Here is a 22,480-nt window from a genome sequence, read left to right as displayed (position 1 = left end):
AAAAATCAAATCCGCAGCAATCTTCTCCCAATGTCTATGAAATAAAATATAGGATTGAAAATAAATCAAAATGAGAGTCGCTAAACTGGGGATATCAGCCAGCCGGATTGCACTCTAACGCTGGATACGATGCAGCGACCGGGAATCGAACCCGGACCAGAAGCTTGGGAAGCTCCTATCATACCACTAGACTATCGCTGCTTTTTTCTATACTTTTTTCATTCCGAATGATTTGTTGCGCATTTTTTCTTTCATGGGATTATTGGAATATGCGAGAGCCGGGAATTGAACCCGGATCTCGGCCTTGGCAAGGCCGAAGCTTAACCATTGGCCCACTCTCGCCTTCTACTAAAATCCCTTGAGGATGATTTTTAATGGGTGTCCTCTTCCCCATGGTCTTTCCTCAGCCGTTCTAGCTGCTTCGCCAGGTTGTGCTTGATCATGCTGTTGGTGGTGGCTTTAATCAAGTCCTCCAGGTGATCGGGAGTGGCTTCCACGGGTTGGAAATAGAGCTCGCCCCCCGGCCCTTCCATGAGCACCTCGATGGTAACGGGTTTCTCTTTCTTCTTGGAATGGAGATCTTCCATGGAAGAAAATGAGATACTTGCCTTTATTAGCGGTGAGGCCGAGGGGGTCGTTGGCCTCGTTCTTTTCGTCTTCTTTCTATTTCTGATATTTGTCTATAATAATTATCAATACCTTGCCGACTTTCACGTTTTATTTGGGCCAACTTTAGTTCGCGTTGGATCACGGCTTCTCGGATGTCTGGACCAAAATTATTTTGAATGATTCGATCAAAGACTAACCTATCCAGATTATTTCTAGGCGGCAATTTTTGGGAAAATAGTCTGATGGATGGCAATATATATTGGATATCAGCTGGTTTCAATACTGGATTTTCGATGAATTGCTTGAGCATTTTATCAACCCTCTCAGTGGGAGTGAGTTGAGTTTTCCTCCGCTCGATCATAGGCTCTTTGGAAGGGGGAATTACCTGTGAGTGGCGGGGGTAATAATCCGCCATTTTTTGGGCCACCGGATTTTGAGGGGTTCGGACGGATTTGTTTGTACGTATACGGGTGGCGGCTGTCGTGACGATTTCTTGAATCGAATCGGGCTGGGAGGGTTTAATTTGATGGATAGCTAATAGATTTTGTATAAGGTGAGTCATTAGGCCATGAATGGTTTCGACCTGGTCAAGGGTGATGTGAGCCCCGAAATGGGTGAGCACGTCATAAACAAATTCGGGTCGCTGCAATACGTTTCCCTTTCGTGTAGTTTCGAGCGCCCAGGTGATGAGCCGGGCATCGTTTTTCTCCTTTCCGCTGAAAATGTGGGCCATTGGTTGCGAAGGGAAAATCGGTATTTAACCCTTAGGCTTTTTGTGCCACCGGATTCCTCTTTTAATGGCCCCGGGCAGAGTCGAACTGCCGCCCGCTCCGTGTAAGGGAGCTATCCTAGCCGTTAGACCACGGGGCCACCCACGTTATCGGTTGATGTTAGGAGACCCCATCGCCATATTCGATACGACAGCCGCCTCTATCCATTTCCCCCGTAAAATAAGATTATAAGCCCCCCTTCGAAGGTTGGGTATGCCGTTCTCTATTCCTCTTTCCGAGATGGTCACCTTTTCCCCCAACCGAAACATCCCCATTCACCGCTGGTTTCATTACCGCGAGGGTTTCTCCAAGGCTTTCGTGGAGTGGGGGGTGACATCCTATTCACTGCAAGGGCCCATCCTTGATCCATTTTGTGGCGTGGGAACCACTCCTCTGGCGTGCAAGGAAATGGGTCTAATTTCCATCGGGTGCGATACCTCTCCTCTCATGCGGTTTGTAGCTGAGACCAAAACCAAAACATATGATTTGGATTCCCTCCAGGAGGAGTATGCCGTCCTCAAAAAAGAACGATTCGATTTCCCCCGGGAAGGGCGAGTGGATTCCTGGGTCGCCAAGCGTTTTCATCCTCAAACATTCCGCGAACTCCTTTTCATTAAAGGGTACATTCGGAAAGAGATGACAAAATCTCCCTTGCATGACATCGCGCTCCTCGCGTTGATTGACCAAACCTTGCGCTGTGCCAATGTTGAACGATTAGGCGCCAGCCTCCGCCGCATAAATAAAGGATATATGCCCGTGAGAAAATTCTGGGTGCAAAAAATAGGACACATGATTAAGGACCTTGAAAAGGTCCCCTCGGAAGGTTACATACCTAAAATCCTGGATGACGATGCGCGGCGATTGAAGCATATTGAATCCCATTCCATCGGTTCCATTATCACGTCCCCGCCCTACTTGAATAAAGTGGAGTATGCGAGCGCCTATAAGCTGGAATTAGCATTATTTTTTGATGAATCCAAAACCCAATTGCGTTCCTTCATTGGGGAACAAGTCGCGATGGGAGAAGGAGAAAGTGATTTGCCTATCGCGGATGCCTATTTGCATGACATGCTGAAATGCTTCCGCCAATTCCACCGCGTCCTCAAGGATGGGGGAAAGGCCGTGGTCAATGTGGCCGGGGGCTGCTTTCCCGATCGGGTGGTGAAGAGCGATGAATTATTGATGGACATCGCCAAGGAAGAAGGTTTTACGCTGGAAGACAATATCATCGCGCGCACCATCGATTGTCACAAGCGCCACTCCGGTTTCGTGGGGAAGGTGAACGAGCGGGTTGTCGTTCTGGTGAAATAATTAATTCGGTCTCAGTTCAAACAGTTGATATCTTACTCGTTTTTGCGCTCCCCGCACATGCGATTGAGTCGATTTCTTTTCACATATCAATTTTTGTCCATATCCTTTTTTGTGTATAATTTTCTTCAATAATTTTTCATCCCCCAAGTCTGGGGAGAATCCAAGAATGATTCGCCCATTCTTTTTCAAATGCTTTTTGGCTTCCTTCAAGAACCGTTCAAGGGATTTGTATTGATAGTCGAACACTGATTTTTCGAGATAACTCTTTGCTTTGGTATTACAGAAAGGGAAATTCCAAACTATTGTGGTGAATTTTTCGTTTCGGAACGGATAGAACAAATTTCCTTTGTAAATGGAAATTTTCTTTTCCATCCCATAGATTTTAATGTTTTCTTTTGCGTTAATGATTGCATTAGGATTAAAATCAACTCCTACAACCTTTTTCGCTTTTTTATTCACGGATGCAATGGCCAATATTCCTGTTCCCGTTCCTACATCCAGAATAATTTCTCCTCTGCGAATTGGAATTTCTTTTGCGAAAAATAATGAATCGCCAAAGTATGCTGGTGAGAAAACGTGTGGATATACAACAAGTCTTTTTCCCAAATAGCGAATATGGTGCTTTCCTGCTCGTTTCAGTTCACTTAATATTTTTAGTGTGCTTTTCACGGCATACGCACTTTGCATAGGGTAATCCGGCAAATCTTGAATATAAGGCTTTTATATCTCCTTTGAGGTACATATACATGCTCCAGTGGATCATTGTTTGGATCATCCTCATTTCTTCTGTAACCCTTTTTGGTTCCTGGTATGCTCGAAAGTATGGTAAACCAGACGCATTGATAGGGTTATACGTTGCCTTCGTGATTGCGGCCAATATTATGGCTATCAAAATCGCAGCCTTTGATTTGGGATTTAGCACGTTCATCGCCCCAGCTGCTACATTGATTTTTGCCGTCACATTTCTCATAACTGATATCGTGAATGAACGATTTGGTAAAAATGAAACATTAAACATGATTCGGATCGCGCTGGTAGCACAGATTGTAATGGTTTTTTTTATTTGGTTGACGATTGCCATCCCCCCTGCCCCTTTTTGGTCTGATCAACAGATTTTTGAGACTATTTTAGGATTCGCTCCCCGGATTATGGTGGCTAGCTGGATCGCTTTCTATATTAGTGAATCCTTGGATGCACACATTTTCGCTTGGTTCAAAGAGTTTACGAAGGGAAAACAATTATGGATGAGGAATGTTTTTAGTTCCATCCCATCAATGGCAGTGGATTCGATGATATTCGTCACATTGGCATTTTATGGATTGCAGCCAATAGTTCCAATTTTCATTGGTTTGATAGCCATGAAATGGTTAGTGGGATTGGTTGACATCCCTTTCATGTATGCGAATAGATGGGTATTGCACAAGAGTTGATAGGATTAATTAACTGGTTCGCGGGATAGTTTTTTCCTATTTTAATGAAATTTTATTTTTTGATATGGCGAATTTCCGATTATTTGGCCTTCAGATTGTTTTTGCACTGTTTCGCGAGCGATTGGACATTCGGTAAAGTTTTCCATTCGTTGGATTCATTTTAGAGTGGAGAGATAGTCATTTCACGTATCCTTGAAATAGGACCAGTTGATTCGGATGATCCTGTCATCCCCGACCCGGGGAATGCCCCTTCCGTCCAGGTTGCTCGTGGAAAGGTAGAGCGCATCCGCTTGGGCAACCACGGCGCGTAGCCTTCCAAACCGGTGTTTGAAATGGATTTTCAGTTCATGAGTAACGAGGTCGTATTCGTATAGCGCTTCTCCTCGTAGTCCGGCGAAATAGATCTTTCCTTGGTGGAAAGCCATCCCCGCCGGCGCCCAGGTGTCGGTGGCGCCGGAATGGATAATGGGATTTCTAAACCCCTCTCCCGTTTCATCTCCTTGAATGGCGGGCCATCCATAGTTGTTCCCTGATTCAATCTGATTGAGCTCGTCGAATCCTGAGGCCAGTCCGGAGCGCCCGTGTTCCGTGGACCATAACTGTCCTTCCGCATCCCATGTTAATCCTTGGGGGTTGCGGTGGCCAAACGAATACACTTGATTTCCGAATGGATTATCAGAAGGAATGTTCCCGTTTTCATCCACCCGTAATATTTTTCCGGCGAGCGAGGTTATGTCCTGCGCCGTTTCCGATTGTTGCGCGTCGCCGGTGGTGATGTATAGATATCCATCAGGCCCGAAAGCGATCCGGCCGCCATGGTGGTTGGCCGATCCCGGGATACCCCCCAATATCGTTTTAGCATTGGTCAACCTATTTTGCTGGCCATCAAATACATATCGGGATACCTGGTTTTCAATTAGTCCATCGTTTTGGGAAGTGTAATAGAGGTAAATCCACCCGTTGGTTTGGAATTGCGGATGGAGGGCCATACCTAATAATCCTCCTTCCCCGGAGTAATGGACTCCTTCAATAGTGATGGGTGAGTTGTCTCCACCACTGCGCCACAGCCTCCCGGGTCTTTCAGTCGCGAGCCATTCGCCATTAGGCAAAAAAGTCACCTCCCAGGGAATAGTCAGTCCTTCCGCGATGGTTTCAATATTCTGATTGTCTTTAGGGAGGGTGTTTGAAATATCGAGGTCGGGTGCGAGTGGTTGAGGTTGGCCCAGGAAGATGATTCCTAGAACGATGGAGCCTAAAATCAAAAAACCTATGAGAAGGGATGGGGGTTGCATCCAAATATTAGCCCCACGCGACCATAAAAGAGAGAGTGAGGGTGCCCATTATTTCATCCATAAATTCATGTCACCGGTTTCGGGTTCTATTCCTGGTGAAAAAAGATAATTAGGCCATTTATTCCTTTTCGTCATTTTCTTTTTGGATGCGGGCCAAAAAAGTGTCGAAAGGAATCCCATTCTCCTGGTTTCCTTGGCGTGTTCGGATGCTCACGGCATGGGCCTTCTCTTCTTTTTCCCCGACAATCACCATGTAGGGAACTTTTTCCAGTTGCGCATTCCGGATGCGATAGTTGAGTGTCTCGTCCGTGGAATCCAGTTCTACCCTAATTCCCCGCTTTTTCATTTCCAAAAAGACTTTTTCTCCGTAGGTGCGGAACTTTTCGCTCAGGGGGAGAATTTTTACCTGCACTGGTGCCAGCCATAGGGGAAATTTTCCCATCGTCTGTTCCAATAGGAACGCGATGAATCGCTCATAGCTGCCGATGATGGCCCGGTGGATGACAACGGGTATTTGAGGTTTATCCTGCTCGTCGATGTAGGTTAACCCAAGTCTTTTGGGGACCATGATGTCTACTTGTACGGTGGCGATGGACTCTTCCTTCCCTTTAACATTTTTGGTCTGTATATCTATTTTGGGACCATAGAACGCGGCTTCATCCATCACTTCCACTACATTCTTTTTGATCCGTTTACCGGCCCGGCGCAGGGCCTCCGCGGCCATTTCCCACCTTTTTTTGTCACCCGCATATTTTTCAGGATGTCCTTCGAAATCCGGCAGGGACAATTGGAACCAATAGTTTTTCAATCCCATTTTTTCATAAATGTCTATATTCATTTGCAGTACGTTTATCACTTCATCTTCCACCTGTTCCGGTGTCACGTAGAGGTGGGCATCGTTCTGGGTAAATCCCCGCGTGCGGATAATTCCATACATGGTTCCGCTCAATTCATACCGGTATATCGTTCCTGCTTCGGCTAAACGAAGAGGGAGCTGTTTGTAGCTCTGCACCAGTTCCGAATAGATGGCGTGGTGGTGGGGGCAGTTCATGGGTCTGAGGTAATAGTGTTCCCCCTCAATCTCAATGGGGGTGTACATGGAGGCGGTGTAATACGGGATGTGTCCGGTGCGTTCGAGCATTTTTCCCTTGATGATATGGGGAGTGCGCACATATTGGTATCCCGCTTCTTCCTCCACTTCCCGCATAAATTCTTGGAGGGTATGAAACAACTGCTCCCCATTTGGCAGCCATAATGGCAATCCCATCCCAATGTCTTCATGGAAGGCAAAGATCTTCATCTCTTTTCCTATTCGCCGGTGGTCGCGTTTTTCTCTTTCTTCCAGTTCCTTCAAAAAGGCTTCCATTTCTTTTTGCGTCGGAAAGCTTATTCCATAGACGCGCTGCAATTGTTTGTTTTTGGCATCCCCTCGCCAATAGGCCCCAGAGACGCGCAACAATTTCACCGCCCCAATCGTTCCCGTGGAGGGGACATGGGGACCGGTGCAGAGGTCGATGAATCGCCCTTCCTCGTACAAGGAAACCTTTTCATCAGCCAATTCCGAGAGGATCTCCACCTTGTAGGGGTTCTTCCTCTTCTCGAAGAAGCGGATGGCGTCATCCCGTTTCATCTCGATGCGTTTTACTTGAAAATCCGCCTTGGCCAATTCGCGCATTTTGGCTTCTATTTTTTCCAAATCCTCGGGGGTAAATGGCCGTTCAAAATCGATGTCGTAATAGAATCCTTCTTCGATGGCGGGGCCGATGGCAATTTTGGCGGTTGGAAATAATTCCTCGATGGCGAACGCCATGAGGTGAGAGGTGGAATGCCAATACACCTCTTTCCCTTCCGGCGAAGAGAACGTGAGTACCTTTAATTCGGCCTCCGTAATGACTTCGCTGAATAGGTCCACGAGCTTCCCATTCAGGGATGCGGCGAGCGCGTCTTTCGCCAGGCGCGGCCCAATTTTTTCCACCGCTTGGCGCACGGTCGTTCCTCTCTCCATCTCTATTTTTTTTCCGTCAGGAAGGGTCAGGGAAACGGTTTCGCCCATAGCCTATCTTCCGGGAGGATGGGTTTTAATGGTCTTTCCTCGGCCGCCCTTTCGGGCGGAGGGTGTATACCCCATAAGCGATATGGTCGATTCGATCCTCTCTTTCCAGTTGAGTTAGCAGCCGAATAAAAGTGGAATAGTTAATTGCCGGATATGTTAATCGCAATAGGGAAAATAGGTCTCTGGATTTGATCATTTTTATAGAACCTTCCCCCTTTTTCATGAATATTTCAAGGGTTTCCCGAATGAGTTCATTCCGCCTCCGTCGGATAATCTTTTTTTTTGATTTTGGTGGCCGCGTTCTGGTGCGGATGATTTCGAGCGAGCGTCGAATCCGTTGGCGAATTCTTACCCCAGTTACGCCATAATCTTTTGCAATGGAAGCTAGTGTTTCGGGTGCTGTCCCTACTCCGAAATAGCGCATCACAATGGTCCGGTTGGGTTCAGGTATCCCAGATAGGTAATGCACGATGTCCGGTCGGCTAGGCGTTGTCGGGATGTGGGGGGGAAGTATTCCAAGTAAAGATATTTTTCTGGAACTCGCTTTGCCAAAACGTGGGTGGCTCGTAAAGCGACTTGCTTTTGGTAGATTTTGTTGTTCAAAACTTTCAAGAACCCTTTTTTCCGGCCCGATGGCAAGGCTCATTCTTGCAAGAATATAAGAGGAACCAGATAAATTTTCTTTGGCTGCTGTCAAAAAGTTGAAATAATGTCTTTCGAGCATGCGCGTATATATTTCTTCAAATGAATAGGGGGTGTTTGGTCTCAATTCAAAATATTTTCTAATCGCGTATTCAGCTTGATAATCAAAATGGTTTTTTAACTGACGCTCGGCTTCTGCGTATTTTTCGGGACTGGTAGAACGAATGCCTTCTTCCACCTCATTCCATCTTTTAGTTCTATAATCCAACAGTTTTCCTTTCTCCCACCAGGGGGGCGGTTCGTGAAGGCGTTCCAGCCATCCCTTTTTCGTTCGTGCTAGTAGAGCGGCACGTGTCCTTTCTCGCGTTGATGGCCGGCGATGGAATCGCTCGCTGGGCAACCGGGAGGATCGGGTCATGGGGGATTGACCCAATCCACCCATTTAACGTTTTCCTCGGCGATAGACCGTCCAAACCTTGAAAAGCCCGTTTTGTCTTTACCTAGGTATGCAGCCCCTCAAGCCCTCCCCCGAAACGTGTGTCAAGTGCCGTGGGCGCTTGTGGTGTGGGCCCATATGCTGGGTTTTGGAGAAGCATGAGGGGCAACAGCGCACCATTTCGCGGATGAAAGGAAAGGTATTTTCAGGGAGTTCCCCTCCCTCGTTATTCGTCTCCCATCATGGTTATCCCAAGGTTAAAATTGCCCCCATGGCCCCCACGTTCTCCTTGGATGCGGACGCCGCGGACCTGTTGGACAACCCGGAGCGCTGGTTCGGGAGGCCATTGGATGAACTGGTGGGATTCCGCTCCCAATTAATTCGGTCCAACCTTCCTATGTCGATTCATGCCGCGCGCAATCCTTCCAATGAGTTGCAGAAGATCCAGGAGATTGCCATGGCTTCCCAAAAGGTGGAGGTGGAAGTGGAATTGACAAAAAGCCCGATGTCCAAACTGGAATTCTCCCATGACACACCCCCCATGGGTCCACAGGCGCCCATGAAACATTTTTCGTTGCAGGAAAACCCCCACATTCCCGATAAGGTGGAGTATTTGGTCAGTGATCACCAGGTCAAGGCCGCCACCGCGATGCAGGAATTATACGAGAAAGATATTCCTGTGCATCATTTGTACAAACTGTTGAGCGCGGGTACGTTGGGGGTGATGGCGAACCGAAAATTGACTCCCACGCGCTGGAGCATCACCGTATCCGACGACACCATCGGCAAATATCTCATCGACCAAATCAAGGATTTTTCTCAGATTGATGAGTTCCGTCTTTTTGAATCCCATTTTTTGGATAATCATTTCTATGTTCTCCTCCTTCCTCGGGAATGGGGATTCGACATCATGGAAGCATATCGCCCGGGTTCCTTTTGGGCGCAGGAGATGACGAATGTGCACATGAGTTGCGATCATGAATTCTTTGATGGGCGGAAAAATTATGCCGAGAATGTGGCAGGAGGATATTATGCTACGCGCCTCGCGGTGCTTGAGTGGATGAAAGAGAACCGCCGGCAAGCCGCGGCCATAATCTTCCGGGAGATTGGGCCCGGGTATCAACAACCTATGGGTGTTTGGCAGTGTCGCCAGAATGTGCGAAACGCCATGGAACAGTCTTCATATTTATTCGATTCGTTGGAACCGGCGTTACAGGCACTCGGATCAAAATTGACCATTCCTTTGAAGGAATGGAAGAAAAATTCAAAATTGCTGGATCGGATTATGCATCAGCGTCGTTTGCTTGATTTTTTTTAGCCATTTCCTTTTTAGCATCCACGAGTATTTCTTTTGGAAAAGGAACTCGGAGTAAATCGAGACGGTCAATCGGAACACGAATGCGGGTAATGTTAGGCATTTGGTTTTTCTCCTTTTGTTTTGAAAAGCGAGGGGGCGGGGTTTGGCTCATACTGGTCGATCAATTGCTGATATTCAGCTATTATATTAGCAATTATTCCCTTAATAATACCAAAGGGTGTATGCGCATCCGTATTCGATAATGTGAATCCCATGGCATATATCTCTTTGTCATTTTCAATTCGGCCGAGGCCGACAATGATGGTATAATGAAAATTATTGAACCGATTCTCAAGGAAATCCTTGAGCTCCTCATAGGCTTCATTTTCGTGCTCAATATCAGACATATGGTGACCTTCATTTTTATCCATTTAATTTTATCGGGACCAAACCGCCGTAGGTTTCAAAACGGTTGAATTGTGCCAACATTCAGCAGCGGATTTGGTTTTTTAGGTTTTCAACCGGTACCAAGGTACTTTCCCTTGGATGATTTCTTCCTCAATCCAGCCATTTTCTAATAAGTATTGGATTTGGGGCATGACACGTTTTTTCCAAAATGTAGATGGATGTGGACTTGGAAACTCCTCACGTATTCTTTGCTTTAATCTCCCTCGTGAATAATAGGTTCCTGCTCTCTTTGAAAGGTAGGTAATGATGGCTCGTCGAATAGGGTCACCAATATGTGTTTCTGGATATTTTTGTTGTTTTGGAGGATCAAGTGGTCTGCGAATAGCTTTTTTTATTGGGAGTGAGGTTTTTTCTGATGGGCGGGGTGTTTCTTCGCCACCTCCTATTTTTATTTTTTTTCGAATCCTACTTACAGTAGCACCGATAGCAGCGGTTCCTACCCCTTGTATTACAGCAATCTGCTTTCGCGTTTTTCCTTCTTTCAATAACTGCAATACTTGCCCTTCTCGTCGACTTAAGCGGGTAGGAAACGTTATGTCGGGAGGGAATTCCATTTCTCTTTCTATCGGTTGGAGTGCTTCGATTTCAATATTAGGAATTTCTCCTTCGGGAAACTGAATGCGGCGCTTTCCTTTTGTGCGCGATCGGAGAATGGCTACCCCTCGCAGAAAAAAGTAGCGTTGTCCTTTTTTCAGGTAGGCCAACCATGCGTGTTCCATCTCTTCTTTTGATAAATGGGCGGGAATTCGAACATACTTGGTTTCGTCCTGAATATGGTCACGGATGATGTCAGCCAATTCGTCTCCATAATTTCTTCGTATCTTACTCCAATATCTTTCAATAAGGGGTTTTGCGGCATCGGCTAGCATCTGTCGTTGCTCCGGAGTCAATTCGTTGATGGGCCTTCTTCTTTTATCATATCTTTTTCGAAGCAATATCTTTTCCTGTTCTTCGGTGCGGAGTTTTAAATTTTTAATTGTCAAATTTATCATATTTTCGGACGGAATTTTTAGCGAGGAAAGGTGAGGGTGGTGTTTTTTTTCTCTTTCCAGTTGTTCATGTATTTCCCTAGCGGTTAAAAGGGGTGCCAGTTCCATGGTTCGATGCAATGCCCATAATTTTGGGTGCGTTAAAAGACGATTTTTGTTGGGGTCCCTTGAAAACTTTTCGATTAATCCTCTTTTGGTTTCTAACCTTCCCGCATGTAATCTCTCAATAATTTTGAGGTTATTAATTGATATTCCAAAACGCGTGGAAATTTCTTTAGTAGAGGTTAATGGCATCAATCCTATTTTCCGCAATACCCTTTCTTGTCTCGACGCCAATCGGTTTTTTTGGGGCATGAACATGGCATTGTTTGGCTTAATTTAAATCTTGTCCAAATGCACGGTTTTTTGTTTCTTTATAGGTGATTCGGTTGGTGTTTTCGCGCGACCGGTCGATCTTTGGCCATTTTCAGATGGCGCGTCGAGGTTCTTATTTCTTCTCACTCGCAACCAAGCCCATCTGGGCGAGCAAGGCTTCGAGCTGGATGCGTTCATTGGCCCCTTCCACGAGGCGGAAGTCGTATTCTCCAATTCGGTCGACAAGGCGAATTTTGGTCTGGGAGTCCAATTCGTTTTCGTCCCAATCCAGGACTTCCTTGTGGATCTGTTTGATGATATCTTCCCCGGATAACCCGTTCTCTAGCATGAGGTAATCCAGTTTTTCCCGGGCGTCCATGAATTTCCCCTTCAGGGCGGCATGGATCATTTCCTTCACTTCTTTTGGTTGCGCTTTGTTGGCCACGTTGTACACGATGGTTTCAGTGACCTTTTTTTCAAGCGTCGCGGCCGCCTGCAGCACGTTGATGGCCTTGCGCATATCCCCCTCGCTCACATATTCTATGGCGTCGATGGCTTTGGGTTCCAGCACCACCCCCTCTTTTTCAGCGATTAATCGCAATTGCTTTTCCAGGTCCACCTTTCGCAGCGGGCGGAATCGGAACACGACACACCGGCTTTGGATGGGTTCGATTATCCGAGATGAAAAATTGCAATTATGGGCCATAATACCATTCGCGATAAAATTGTGATCGTTATGGCATGTGATATCCATGACAAACGGAACCTCAATTTCGTGCATGGATGTGATTTCATTGAATACAAGGCCTTCTTTGAAACCGTATTTATCTTTCCATTTTTCATAAGATAAGAAGTCGTGCGGTGAATGAACTTGCTTTCCTAAAGATTGGCCAACAACGAAGTCTCTTGAACAATCAACGATACGTGCGATGGCGCTTTTGGTATATCCATCCTTTAATAATACAACGATTTCTTCCGCTTTCTTTTTTTGGCGCATTAGGTTAGCACTTTTATAGCGTAAATATTCTCCCACCAATCGTGCTTTGTTCATTTTAGCTATTTCGAATGCGTATCCAACTCGACTCAAGAAGCGATAGGTGTTTTCTTCATTGGGAGTAATGATAAGTTCGTGGATTTCAGATTTTTGTCCATCTTTTCGTGTGTAGGATGTTGAGTTTATCCCTAAGTAGGAGTCAACGTCGAATTCCTTCAATAAGGTTTGGAGATCGCCAAAAAATGCGAGCATATTTGATCGGAGAATAAAATCCTTGTGCATGCGCAACGTGATGGCTTCCAAACTCTTGTATGTTATTCGCGGCGAATAACCTTCGCATCCGAATAATGCACGAAGGAATTCGCGCTTGATTAGACGGTTTCCTGTTTTAACTATAGAGGGTAGGGAATACGGCGTGATTACTTTATCTCCCGTTGATGCCCCCAAAAAGGCAAGCAAGTATCCCAGGGGACGCGAATCAAGAAACATAAATGTCGTTTCGCCATCGAATTGTCTTCCTCCAATGTTCCCGCGAATCTGTTTGGTCTGGGTGGGGCTGGGAGTGAAACCCAGCTTTTTGAGATCGTTGCGGACTTCGTCTAGCGCATCCGTATTTCCACTGAACCAAATGCGTTGGTGGTTATGGATGATGTGGCCGTCACCAAATACAAATCCAAGGACTCGGATGAGAGCAAACGTTTTTTCATCATCACAACGGAGGGTTAACAGTTCTTTTTTTGTTAATTCGTTCAGGGTTCCGGCTGTTTTTCCTTCAAACACTACTTCCCGTCGTGCCAGCTTTTGGACTTCGGTATAAGAAACACTAATTCCAAATTGTTTTTTGATTTCATTTTGGATATCCCTAAAGTTCCTTATTTTGCGTGGGATTTCATTTGTGCGGCAAAATGAATGGATTTTTCCTTCTATTGTGCGTCGGACAAACCCCTTGGATTCTAATACTTGTAGTAGTTGCACGGTACGAATGCGCGATAGCTGCATATGTTGTGCTAACGAGGCACGGGAAATATTTTTATCGGTTGGAATAAATGACAAAAGTTTTAACTCTCGTGGCGTAACTCCTTTTCCCGATGAAATGAAGGAGTAATATTCGTGTATTTTATCAACCATTTTCCGTTTGTCCATGGCGGTTAACTGTCTGAATTGGGTAGCGTTGGTGAGATTTAGACGTGGACGCACCTCCAGGTTCTCGAGGAATCGCTCAAATTCTTCAATATCAAATAATGGTCGAATATCAGTTGGATAAGAAGTAGTTTCCAGTGCCGGAAATATAACGATCTTTTCTTTCATTTGGAGGTCCTTGACTTTTTTCCATCCTTCACTCGTGAAGAGGGGGTGGTCGTCCGTTACGTGGAGGGTGCGTCCAGTATTCGTTTGTATTTCCATAACTTTTTTTCCATTCATTTTTGGATTCTGTTTTAAGGCTGCCAAGACCAAATCAGTTTTTGCTTTGCTCCTTTTTTCGTGGACATTGAAAACATGTTTTATTTTTTTTTCTTCAAATCGCTCAAAGTATTCGCCTATTGTCATTTCAGTTTCTTCAGGTGTTGCGATACGTGTTTCGGGTGTTACGCACGAAAGAATAAAGCGAACCGTCCTGGAATATTTTTCCATCGTTCGACGCAAAGCCTGTTGGGCATCCGCGGTGAGTGCGTCGCACTCATCTAAAAATATGATCTTGAAATCCGCATTGAACGCTAGCGTGCGCGCGAAATCCTTGATGGTGCCCCTTACGACATCAATGCCCCGGTCGTCCGAGCTGTTGAGCTCCATGAAGTTCTGCCCCCACTCTTCACCAAATAGTTCTTTGGCCAATGCCACGGCCGCTGATGTCTTCCCTATTCCCGCGTGCCCCGCGAACATGAGGTGCGGCAGATCCCGGGTGGCCACATACCGTTCAAGTCGGGGAACGATTTCAGGTTGCCCGATTACATCCTTGAGAGCGTGAGGGCGGTATTTTTCCACCCAGGGCATTTTGGGGGGGAGTTTGGCTTCCATGCAAGATGCTTAATCCCCTATTGGGTTTTTTAGGGTACGCCGGGGGCAGAGCCATTGTGAGTGAAGGATGGGTGTTGGAGGGGAGTGGAGATGGGGTTTTTATGGCATTGGGCTTGTAATGGAAGCATATGGTCGCGCGTCCCATGAAGATAGGCATTTTCCTTGTTTTGACGTATGTCATTTTGTATCTTGTTTATCTTGTGTTTGATTTCCTTCCCAAGTGGGATGCCTATGGTCATTCCCTATTCCAAGGAGTGCCCCTCCAGGGATACTTGTTCGTGGACCCCTTGTTCTGGGGGATTCCTTTGATTGGGTTCATTTTTGTTTGGCTGGGGATGGAATGGTATGCCCTTCATTTCAAGGACGATTTTGTTCTATCCATTCCGTTTGCTTTGATGTGGGTGGTGTTAGGGTATGTGGCCTGGTTCTTTTCCATGGTGGGTTATTATTGGAACAATGCGTTTCTAGTGGCCCTCAATAAGGGAGACGCATACCCCGGCATCGTCTCGTTGAGTCCTACGATTGATTTCGTGATGCAGAACTTTCTTGATTTCCTCCTCAAGTCACCCTTCTTCCTATTCGTGCTCGCGGGGTTGCTGGGGTGGGTTTCTTTCGTCATCATTCATCGGTATTGGGATGAGCCCCTGCCCCACCATACCAAGGAAGCCGCGCACACGGCCCCTGCTTCTACGTAGAAAGGACTACTTGCAAAATTTTATATAATCAAAAAAGCCAACTAGCCTATGCAAGGAAAATCTTTTGCCCGTGCGCGCAGACCGCATTCCTCGATTCGCGCCATCATTTATCGTGAAAATAGACCTGAGTTGCGCGACCCGTCAAAATGGAGAATAGTGAAAAAAGCATTAGGAAAAGAATTCCCGTATGAATATCCCATGCAAGTGGAAACTCCCAGCGGCATGAAATTAGTGATAAAAAATGCAGAAGCGTTAAAGAGGTGGAGAAACTCCTACATGCTTGATCGGGAACTCAAAGGTGAGCGAGGCGCTCTTGTATCTGCTGTTATGGCAATAGGCCGAAGAGTACGCGTGGAATCCCCTTTGGCATCATATGTTGACGCTAAAAAGAGACGTTTTCACGTATTCCGTTTTGTGAAGGGAACAAGCGGACAGGAAGCGTTCAACAACCAAAAAATGTCGGCTGACCAAAAAAGAGAAATCGGATTAAAAATTGCTGAAACCATCGGAAAGATGCACCGTGTCGGGATATGGCATGGACATCCACATATGGGCAACTTTATCATTGATGGGTCACGAGTCACCGTCCTCGACACCAAACAGATGTTAACTAAAGAGGAGGTAGAAAAAAGAAAAAGCAAGAAACTATTTGTTCCCGCTTACCAAGAGGGGTACGAAAAAGCAAAACTATCTGAATTCTATCACTTTTTGCATGAGGCATGGCACGTCATTGGTAATTACTATCTCTTCAGGACGCCAGAAGACTTTGAACTGGCATTAAATGCGTATTTCAAAGGATTAGGAAAGAGAGACGATTATTTTTATCAACATATCCGCGGGATGGCAAAAGGCCTATTGGCTGGACAAAGGCTAAACATCGAAATGAGGCGCCACTATGATGAGGATTAACACCATTAAAATTTGTTTGCGAGTGGTTGCTGATAACAGTCTATGCGGTCCCCGCTTCTTCCTGAATTTTTTGAGGAAGGGAACTCCTCCTGTTTTATGTTGTAAGGGCCTATTTTTTCCGAGGGGAGGAACAGGATTCCCTGCGGTTGAATGGCAGGCTTTTAACCCGATAATGCCTTGGTGTAAGCATGGCGCGGACTGAATCCGAGTGGTGGGGGCAGGTTTGGGAGCTTTATCGAAATAACCTGAGGATTAGCCTCTCTTTCGCCATATTACTGGTGTTCGTGTTCTTCTTCCAGCAGTTCAACAACACCGCTCTCCTGGATGGCACGATTTTCTTTGATTATTCATTTAGTCTTTTGTCCGTGGAAGTGGTGGCGGCCCTAGTCGGGGGCTCATTGGTTTTCCTGGCGATGTATGCCATCCTCCTCTCCTTGTTGTTGCTCGCGGTGCGCAATGACCTTTCCCATGTCCCCGTGAAGCGGTATCTGCGGGACATGATGGAGCATTTCTTCCTCACCATGTTCATCTATTTTGTTCTACTCAGCCTCCTCTTTGTTCTGGTGGTGAGCGCCGGGCTGTTCCTGGGTTTGGATATCGTTTGGATCAACCTCGCGTTGTTCCTGGTCTCATTATCATTCATTTTCGTCCCCCAGTCTTTGGTGGTGGATGAGAAGCCCATCATCGAGGCCATCAAGACCAATTGGTATGTGATCTTCAAGTATCCCAAGGATTTCCTGTTGATCCTGGTGGTGTCCACCCTGCTCGTGGGGTTACTTCCTTTGGTTGAGGCGGGAATCGATTCCATTCTTTTCGTGGGGCGGTACATCACTCTTGTTCTCATGTTTGTTTTGGTCATTCCTTTCATTGAGATTCTCAAGACGATTCTCTATATGCGCCGTTTTGAATTGGTGCGGGGGCATGAGTACGCGTCCCGCCACCACGCGGGGTTGCGCGGGCATCTGATGACGAAGATAGAACATTCGGATTAGATACGCGTCACGCACGCCAATATCCCCGTTTCTATCAAGATATTTTGGTGTAGTATGGATTTTTTGATAATCCATTGGGACGGAAAATCATTTGGTGTAGTAATATTGCCCCGTCTTTTTTTGCTCGGTATCCTTAACGCTTCCCGGTTTGTTGATGCGGGGGCGTTTGGAGTGCTGGTCGCGGCGCAGAGTGATACCTAATTGGGATAATAGTCCATTCATCCCTTCCTCCATCCCCATGGGTCCGCGAACGTTTCCATGGGTGGAGGGTTCGCCATCGAATAGGAGTAATCTATCCGATACGAAATCCATGAAGAGGAGATCATGGTCCACCACCAACGCGGTTTTATCAAACGCATCCACGATGCTCCGGATGGCGTGGGCGGCTTGGAGGCGCTGTTCCACATCAAGGTTGGCGCTGGGTTCATCCAATAGAATGAGCGGGGCATCGCTTCCCAATGCCCCGGCGATGGCCACGCGCTGCAATTCTCCTCCGGAGAGGGTTTGCATCTCCTTCTCATACAATGAGGGAAGGTGGAGGGGTTCCACGAGTAAATGACGGGCCTCCCGGGCCGCTCCCGTTAAGCGGGTTCGTAAATAGGATTCCACCGTCATTCCAGGAATGGGTTCCACATACTGGGGTTTATAGGCCACCGGCATGTGCAGGGGCAACACTCCTTCTTCCGGAGTGAGCAGTCCCGCGAGGGCCTTGATGAAGGTGGTTTTTCCTATTCCATTCGGTCCTAATATCCCAATCACTTCGTTCTTTCCCAGGTGCCCTGGTTCCGCGTCCAATGTGAACGGGCCCTGCTTGACTTTGAAGGATGGCCAGTGGATGAGAGGGGTTGTTTTGGTAAAGTCGCGCGCTCCGCGTTCCATGAAGGTGATGGAATGGTTTCGGAACCTGAAATTTTCGTCTTTAGCATAACCATCGAGATACATATTGATACCCTCCCGCGTGGGATGGACGCTCGAAACGACCCCGAATACAGCGGGTTCACCGAACATGAGGTGAATCGAATCCGAGAGGTAATCCAATAGGATTAGGTCGTGCTCGATGACCATAACCCCCCTATCATTTCCAAGGAGGCCCCGGATATAGCCGGCGATGCGTAAGCGTTCCCGGATATCCAGGAAGGAGGATGGTTCGTCGATGTAATAGGTGGTGGCGTCCTTCATTCCGCACACGGCGAGGGCCACTTTCTGGAGTTCCCCTCCCGATAATTGTTCAATACCCCGGTCGAGGATATTTTCTAACCCAAGGGCGTGCACCGTGGCATCCGTTTTTTCTGGGGAAATGGTGTGTAACAATTCCCGCACGCTCCCTTGGAAATGTCGCGGGATCCTTTCTACGTCCTGGGGTTTAATGGAAAGGGTATGCGTCCCATCCCGCAGGCGGGAGAAGACATGCTGCAATTCTTTTCCGCGGAAGGCCTCCACTGCTCCCCCATATGTGGGTTTTTGATCATAGTCTCCCAGGTTGGGAGGCATCTGTCCTGATAGGATGCGGAGGGCGGTGGTTTTGCCCGTTCCATTCCGTCCCACGATGCCCACCACGTTTTGGGCGCGGGGGATGGGGAGTTTATGCAACCGGAAGAAATTAACCCCATAGGAGTGGATGGGGTTTCCAAAATCCACGTCCAGGTTGATGATGGTGATGGCCCCGAAGGGGCATACTTTTGGGCAGATGCCGCAGCCCGTGCATAATTCTTCCGATATCTGGGCCTTGAACAATGAGGTATTTTGAGTAATGCAGTCCTTTCCCACTCGGTTCACCGGGCATTTGCGCTGGCAGAGCCAGTTGCACTTGTCGGGAAAGCACTTCGCGTGATCGATGACGGCGATTCGTTTGAGGCTCATGATGGGTTTTCCTTATGGTTAAGCGGAAAGGAAGAGGACCGCCATGAGGATGAACAGCAACCCTCCCAGGATAATGCCTCCCCAGACGAGGTGACCTAACATCCATAAGAGGGCGGCCATAGGGTCATTCATCCCATTGTGCGCGATGAAAACGATCCCCAGGATAACCCATCCTACTGCCAGGGTGAACCATCCTATCTTGGTGAGGGGACGCATATCGTATTTATTCTACCCTCCCCTCGTTTTTTAAGCCCCCTGCGCCCTTTCGACCTATGTATGCGTATCCTTTCATTGCGGCCAGATGAGTTTTCTTTCAAGGTCGAGTGCCATTCCTCGGACGAATTACGTTTGGTATCCCAGCTCATTCATCCGGGAGATTTAGTGAGTGGGGAGACGGATCGCCTCATCAAGCCCAAGGAGGTGGGGCAGAAACCCTTCCGGTTGAAGATGTTCCTCTCCCTCAAAACCAATAAGGTGGAGGTGGATGCTCATTCGTCCCAGCTCCGTGTCACCGGCTCGATCGAATCCGGCTCACCCGGAGAATTTGTTGAATTGCATGCCATGCATTCCCTGGTATTCGGGGTGCGTCAACCCATCGCGGTGAAAAAAACACGTTTGCCCGCTCATGAAATCGAGCGCCTACGTCAGATAGAAGCGGATAGCAAGAAAGCCAAATTGGTTTGTGTCGTGTTGGATGACGAGGAAGCCGTGATCGTGGAGGTTTCGGGGGTAGGAGTGAAAGAGTCCGCGCGGGTGAAAGCCTACCGATCGGGAAAGCAATATGCTTCCCAGTCCAAACCGGATGACTATTTTTCATCCATCGCGGACATCCTGCAGCATTCCCCTGTTGGTCAAATGGTCATTGCCGGGCCCGGTTTCACCCGACAATCCTTGCTCGCGTACCTTCAAGAGCGCTTTCCTAAGGGCGACAAACAATTCCTCTCTATTCCCACTCATGACACGGGGATGTCGGGGGTGAAGGAAGCCATTGCCTCGGAGGCCATCGCCAAGGCCGTGGGAGAATACGCGATGTCCCGGCACGCCCAGGCGGTGGATGAGGTGATGCGCCACTTGGGGAAAGAGGATGGGTTGGCCACCTATGGATTCAAGCAGGTGGAATACGCCGTGGAGGTGGGGGCGGCCTCCCGGGTGTTGGTTTCCCAAAACCTATACGATTCCAATCGGGAACGAGTAGACATTATTCTCGCGCTCGCCAAGCGCATGGGAATCCCTTCCCCCATCCTGGATTCGGACTCCGACCCGGGCAAGCAATTGGATGGTTTAGGGGGCATCGCGGCTATTTTGCGGTACCGGGTGGAGCACTCATAGCGAAAAAACAAATCGTTAAATAGGAAATATCCTTTTCCTTTCCCATGCCGGATGAAAAAAAACCAAAAAAAAAGGGAGACCTGAGGCCCGATGTAAAATTGAAGGTGACACCCTTGGAGAGGGGGGAAGCATACGAATTGATGAAAAGGTTTAGGTTGAGAGAAAAAGGGGAAAGCATCCCTCAAGACCCTTCTATTTTGGTGCATTCACATATCGAAAAGGAAAGAAAAGAATATGGATTGCGAAAATGGGGGGCCGGACTTCTTCGAAGGATACGTAGGAGAGGCTAATCTCCTTCCTTCGTCTGGATTTCCAACCACTCCACCTTTTTCTCCTGCACCAATCGTTTGATATTGTCCTGCACGGAAGATAATCGGCTGGTGTTGGCTTTGAATTCGCAGAATACGATTTTGTCATCCAGGAATGCGAGGCCGTCGATGGGGTTTCCGAGGAAGCGGAAGCGTTCTTTCTCGTAAGGAAATTTTTCTGACAGAGGAATCCAGTGCTCGCTCATTTTCCCATATTTCACGGATTGACTCTGTTTGGCGAATTGCAGGTCATTGGCAAAGGCGCTGAGCGCCTCCACGCGTTTGTAGAGGAAGAAACTGATTCCCGCGAGCACGAGAACCAGGAGGGCGAGCACCCATTCAAGCATCCTTCTCCCCTCCGTAGATGGCCAGCTGGCTTTTTGAAAGGTAGGCGATGGACCATTTCACCCTTTTTTCCAGCAGCGCTGCGAGGAGGGCTGAATGTTCCTTCCCGCTGCCCGAGGACAGGCACACCCCATACGATTTTTTATCCAACCGGGCGGCGATCTGCTCCTTGATCTGCTCAAATGGTTCCTGCGCATGGAGCACGATCCATTCTACATCCATCCCCTCCGGGAAAGAGAAATGCTCCTTACTCCAATCGTTCCCGATGAGCAGCGTTTTCTCCCAATCCCCCTCTTTCATCACCCGCTGGACATGTCCCCACGTCCCTTTTCCCGAACCAATGGTGGCGATGAGGATCATGTATATTGGTGGGAGTGACACCCTTTAAAGTCGCGCGATGGTATTGGGGAACATGGGGTCTAGAGAAAGACGATCGTATCCCAAGAAGACAGCCAAGCGGGATTTGGCTTTTTTAGAGCGGGAAGCCAAGCGTGCAAATGTGTGGCGTCGCGGAATAGTCATGCGTCCGGATATGGTGACCGAGCCGCGTAGACCAATCTATTTCGGGACATCGGCAGTTGAGCGCGTATACCCCGATATGGTGAAACAAGCATTATCCTCTCATTACCGAGGATCTTCCCAGTTGATGGTCAATCTATTTGGAAGGAATCGGCGGTATCGTTCGATTACCTATCGTTTAGCGGCGCTTCGGCGATTGCACCAAAGGAAAGTGGCGGAGGGAGAAGCGGATCTAAAAGAAAAACGCCGAGAATACCGGACGACTCGCAATAGAATGGGAAAAATCAGGATCCAAACGATTAGTGAATTGAAGGGAGCCGTTCCCGTTCTTTTGGGGTTTCATTCGGCTTACGTGAAATATATTGAGGCTGAGATTAATCGGCTGGATATTGAATTGGATTGGTTGACATCCGCATCCTCCCTCACCGGGGCGACATCAAAATATCGAGAGCGATATATCCGGAATCTGGAGACCTGGAAAAGTGAATGGCGAAAAGAGAAGAGAAAAGTTGAGCAATTGCTCAATATCGGACCGGAGATTAAAGCTTTTGAAGGATATTCACTTGAAGGTATTGATTGGAAAAGGAAATTCGTAGAAGCTATGGACGCGCATCAAGACAGATTACAGAAAAACCTATCCCCTTCCCCCCAATTGATCGACCGATTTTTTACCTCTGGAATCAATTATTACTCCCGTGATATTCAACGCCTCACATATGAGCTGAAAATCCTCCGTCTGACCGGACTGCGGTTCAAAGGACGCACGCGGGATATTATTCGGAAAGACTTGGAATATTCCAAAAAGGCACTTAGACGTTTCCAGCGGGAAATGGGTAATTGAATTTTACCAATTAGGTTAAAA

Annotated in this window: 21 protein-coding genes, 3 tRNA genes and 1 pseudogene; 8 read left to right on the top strand and 17 right to left on the bottom strand. The window is 47.5% G+C overall.

Annotated elements, in window-relative coordinates:
• Positions 1–130: 130 nt before the first annotated feature.
• The 5 genes from Q8P05_06320 to Q8P05_06300 all read right to left on the bottom strand — a co-directional run bounded on the left by Q8P05_06320 (position 131) and on the right by Q8P05_06300 (position 1,479).
• Positions 131–201, bottom strand: a tRNA-Gly gene (locus Q8P05_06320).
• A 69-nt stretch (positions 202–270) separates the two neighbouring features.
• A tRNA-Gly gene (locus Q8P05_06315) sits at positions 271–342 on the bottom strand.
• 29 nt (positions 343–371) lie between these two features.
• Positions 372–587, bottom strand: a complete 216-nt coding sequence (locus Q8P05_06310; protein ID MDP2667083.1) for a hypothetical protein — start codon at positions 585–587, stop codon at positions 372–374.
• Positions 588–613: 26 nt separating this feature from the next.
• Positions 614–1,342, bottom strand: a complete 729-nt coding sequence (locus tag Q8P05_06305) for a hypothetical protein (GenBank protein MDP2667082.1) — start codon at positions 1,340–1,342, stop codon at positions 614–616.
• 65 nt (positions 1,343–1,407) lie between these two features.
• Positions 1,408–1,479 (bottom strand) — tRNA-Val (locus Q8P05_06300).
• Between the two features lie 113 nt (positions 1,480–1,592).
• Between Q8P05_06300 and Q8P05_06295 the strand changes: the two genes are divergently transcribed.
• On the top strand, positions 1,593–2,690 hold the full coding sequence (locus Q8P05_06295; GenBank protein MDP2667081.1) for a hypothetical protein: 1,098 nt from the start codon (positions 1,593–1,595) through the stop codon (positions 2,688–2,690).
• On the opposite strand, the gene Q8P05_06290 is transcribed toward Q8P05_06295, so the two are convergent.
• Positions 2,691–3,377, bottom strand: a complete 687-nt coding sequence (locus Q8P05_06290; protein MDP2667080.1) for a DUF2431 domain-containing protein — start codon at positions 3,375–3,377, stop codon at positions 2,691–2,693. It lies immediately after the preceding gene.
• A gap of 59 nt (positions 3,378–3,436) precedes the next feature.
• On the opposite strand from Q8P05_06290, the gene Q8P05_06285 reads away from it, so the two are divergent.
• Complete coding sequence (locus tag Q8P05_06285) at positions 3,437–4,120, top strand: queuosine precursor transporter (protein MDP2667079.1); 684 nt, start codon at positions 3,437–3,439, stop codon at positions 4,118–4,120.
• A gap of 182 nt (positions 4,121–4,302) precedes the next feature.
• Here the strand turns inward: Q8P05_06285 and Q8P05_06280 are convergent, their stop codons facing one another.
• From Q8P05_06280 to Q8P05_06270, 3 genes are all read right to left on the bottom strand, one after another.
• Positions 4,303–5,412 (bottom strand): PQQ-dependent sugar dehydrogenase, encoded by a 1,110-nt coding sequence (locus tag Q8P05_06280; protein ID MDP2667078.1) that lies wholly within the window; start codon positions 5,410–5,412, stop codon positions 4,303–4,305.
• A 118-nt stretch (positions 5,413–5,530) separates the two neighbouring features.
• Positions 5,531–7,465: a threonine--tRNA ligase gene (gene thrS / locus Q8P05_06275; GenBank protein MDP2667077.1), complete on the bottom strand. Its 1,935-nt coding sequence runs from the start codon at positions 7,463–7,465 to the stop codon at positions 5,531–5,533.
• Positions 7,466–7,490: 25 nt separating this feature from the next.
• Complete coding sequence (locus tag Q8P05_06270; protein MDP2667076.1) at positions 7,491–8,525, bottom strand: sigma factor-like helix-turn-helix DNA-binding protein; 1,035 nt, start codon at positions 8,523–8,525, stop codon at positions 7,491–7,493.
• Between the two features lie 88 nt (positions 8,526–8,613).
• On the opposite strand from Q8P05_06270, the gene Q8P05_06265 reads away from it, so the two are divergent.
• The gene (locus Q8P05_06265; protein ID MDP2667075.1) at positions 8,614–9,861 is read left to right on the top strand and encodes an Nre family DNA repair protein; all 1,248 of its coding nucleotides are present in this window, start codon (positions 8,614–8,616) and stop codon (positions 9,859–9,861) included.
• A 92-nt stretch (positions 9,862–9,953) separates the two neighbouring features.
• Here the strand turns inward: Q8P05_06265 and Q8P05_06260 are convergent, their stop codons facing one another.
• The 4 genes and pseudogenes from Q8P05_06260 to Q8P05_06245 form a co-directional block, all read right to left on the bottom strand.
• Positions 9,954–10,247 carry a hypothetical protein gene (locus tag Q8P05_06260; protein ID MDP2667074.1) on the bottom strand — a complete coding sequence of 98 codons (294 nt, stop codon included), beginning with the start codon at positions 10,245–10,247 and terminating at the stop codon, positions 9,954–9,956.
• Positions 10,248–10,349: 102 nt separating this feature from the next.
• The gene (locus Q8P05_06255) at positions 10,350–11,591 is read right to left on the bottom strand and encodes a LuxR C-terminal-related transcriptional regulator (GenBank protein MDP2667073.1); all 1,242 of its coding nucleotides are present in this window, start codon (positions 11,589–11,591) and stop codon (positions 10,350–10,352) included.
• 193 nt (positions 11,592–11,784) lie between these two features.
• The gene (locus tag Q8P05_06250) at positions 11,785–12,171 is read right to left on the bottom strand and encodes a hypothetical protein (GenBank protein ID MDP2667072.1); all 387 of its coding nucleotides are present in this window, start codon (positions 12,169–12,171) and stop codon (positions 11,785–11,787) included.
• Between the two features lie 174 nt (positions 12,172–12,345).
• Positions 12,346–14,661: pseudogene (locus tag Q8P05_06245) on the bottom strand (AAA family ATPase).
• A 128-nt stretch (positions 14,662–14,789) separates the two neighbouring features.
• On the opposite strand from Q8P05_06245, the gene Q8P05_06240 reads away from it, so the two are divergent.
• The 3 genes from Q8P05_06240 (at position 14,790) to Q8P05_06230 (ending at position 17,257) form a co-directional block, all read left to right on the top strand.
• Entirely contained in the window at positions 14,790–15,356 is a 567-nt protein-coding gene (locus tag Q8P05_06240) for a hypothetical protein (protein ID MDP2667071.1), read from the top strand.
• 48 nt (positions 15,357–15,404) lie between these two features.
• Entirely contained in the window at positions 15,405–16,265 is an 861-nt protein-coding gene (locus Q8P05_06235) for a lipopolysaccharide core heptose(II) kinase RfaY (protein ID MDP2667070.1), read from the top strand.
• A 188-nt stretch (positions 16,266–16,453) separates the two neighbouring features.
• Positions 16,454–17,257, top strand: coding sequence for a hypothetical protein (locus Q8P05_06230; protein MDP2667069.1), 804 nt, complete (start codon positions 16,454–16,456; stop codon positions 17,255–17,257).
• A gap of 87 nt (positions 17,258–17,344) precedes the next feature.
• Here the strand turns inward: Q8P05_06230 and Q8P05_06225 are convergent, their stop codons facing one another.
• Together Q8P05_06225 and Q8P05_06220 are read right to left on the bottom strand one after the other, a co-directional pair.
• Positions 17,345–19,117 carry a ribosome biogenesis/translation initiation ATPase RLI gene (locus Q8P05_06225; GenBank protein ID MDP2667068.1) on the bottom strand — a complete coding sequence of 591 codons (1,773 nt, stop codon included), beginning with the start codon at positions 19,115–19,117 and terminating at the stop codon, positions 17,345–17,347.
• A gap of 18 nt (positions 19,118–19,135) precedes the next feature.
• Positions 19,136–19,333 carry a hypothetical protein gene (locus Q8P05_06220; protein MDP2667067.1) on the bottom strand — a complete coding sequence of 66 codons (198 nt, stop codon included), beginning with the start codon at positions 19,331–19,333 and terminating at the stop codon, positions 19,136–19,138.
• A gap of 60 nt (positions 19,334–19,393) precedes the next feature.
• Here Q8P05_06220 and Q8P05_06215 point away from each other — a divergent pair, with 60 nt between their 5' ends.
• Entirely contained in the window at positions 19,394–20,446 is a 1,053-nt protein-coding gene (locus Q8P05_06215) for an mRNA surveillance protein pelota (GenBank protein ID MDP2667066.1), read from the top strand.
• Positions 20,447–20,732: 286 nt separating this feature from the next.
• On the opposite strand, the gene Q8P05_06210 is transcribed toward Q8P05_06215, so the two are convergent.
• Both Q8P05_06210 and Q8P05_06205 read right to left on the bottom strand, forming a co-directional pair.
• Positions 20,733–21,101, bottom strand: a complete 369-nt coding sequence (locus Q8P05_06210) for a Holliday junction resolvase-like protein (GenBank protein MDP2667065.1) — start codon at positions 21,099–21,101, stop codon at positions 20,733–20,735.
• Positions 21,094–21,459 carry a hypothetical protein gene (locus Q8P05_06205; protein ID MDP2667064.1) on the bottom strand — a complete coding sequence of 122 codons (366 nt, stop codon included), beginning with the start codon at positions 21,457–21,459 and terminating at the stop codon, positions 21,094–21,096. The genes Q8P05_06210 and Q8P05_06205 overlap by 8 nt, the downstream gene beginning before the upstream one ends.
• Positions 21,460–21,511: 52 nt before the next feature.
• Between Q8P05_06205 and Q8P05_06200 the strand changes: the two genes are divergently transcribed.
• Positions 21,512–22,459, top strand: a complete 948-nt coding sequence (locus Q8P05_06200) for a hypothetical protein (GenBank protein MDP2667063.1) — start codon at positions 21,512–21,514, stop codon at positions 22,457–22,459.
• Positions 22,460–22,480: the final 21 nt, after the last annotated feature.

The organism is Candidatus Diapherotrites archaeon (assembly GCA_030688545.1).
GTDB lineage: Archaea > Iainarchaeota > Iainarchaeia > Iainarchaeales > VGJJ01 > VGJJ01.
This window is presented reverse-complemented; position numbering and strand designations above follow the sequence as displayed.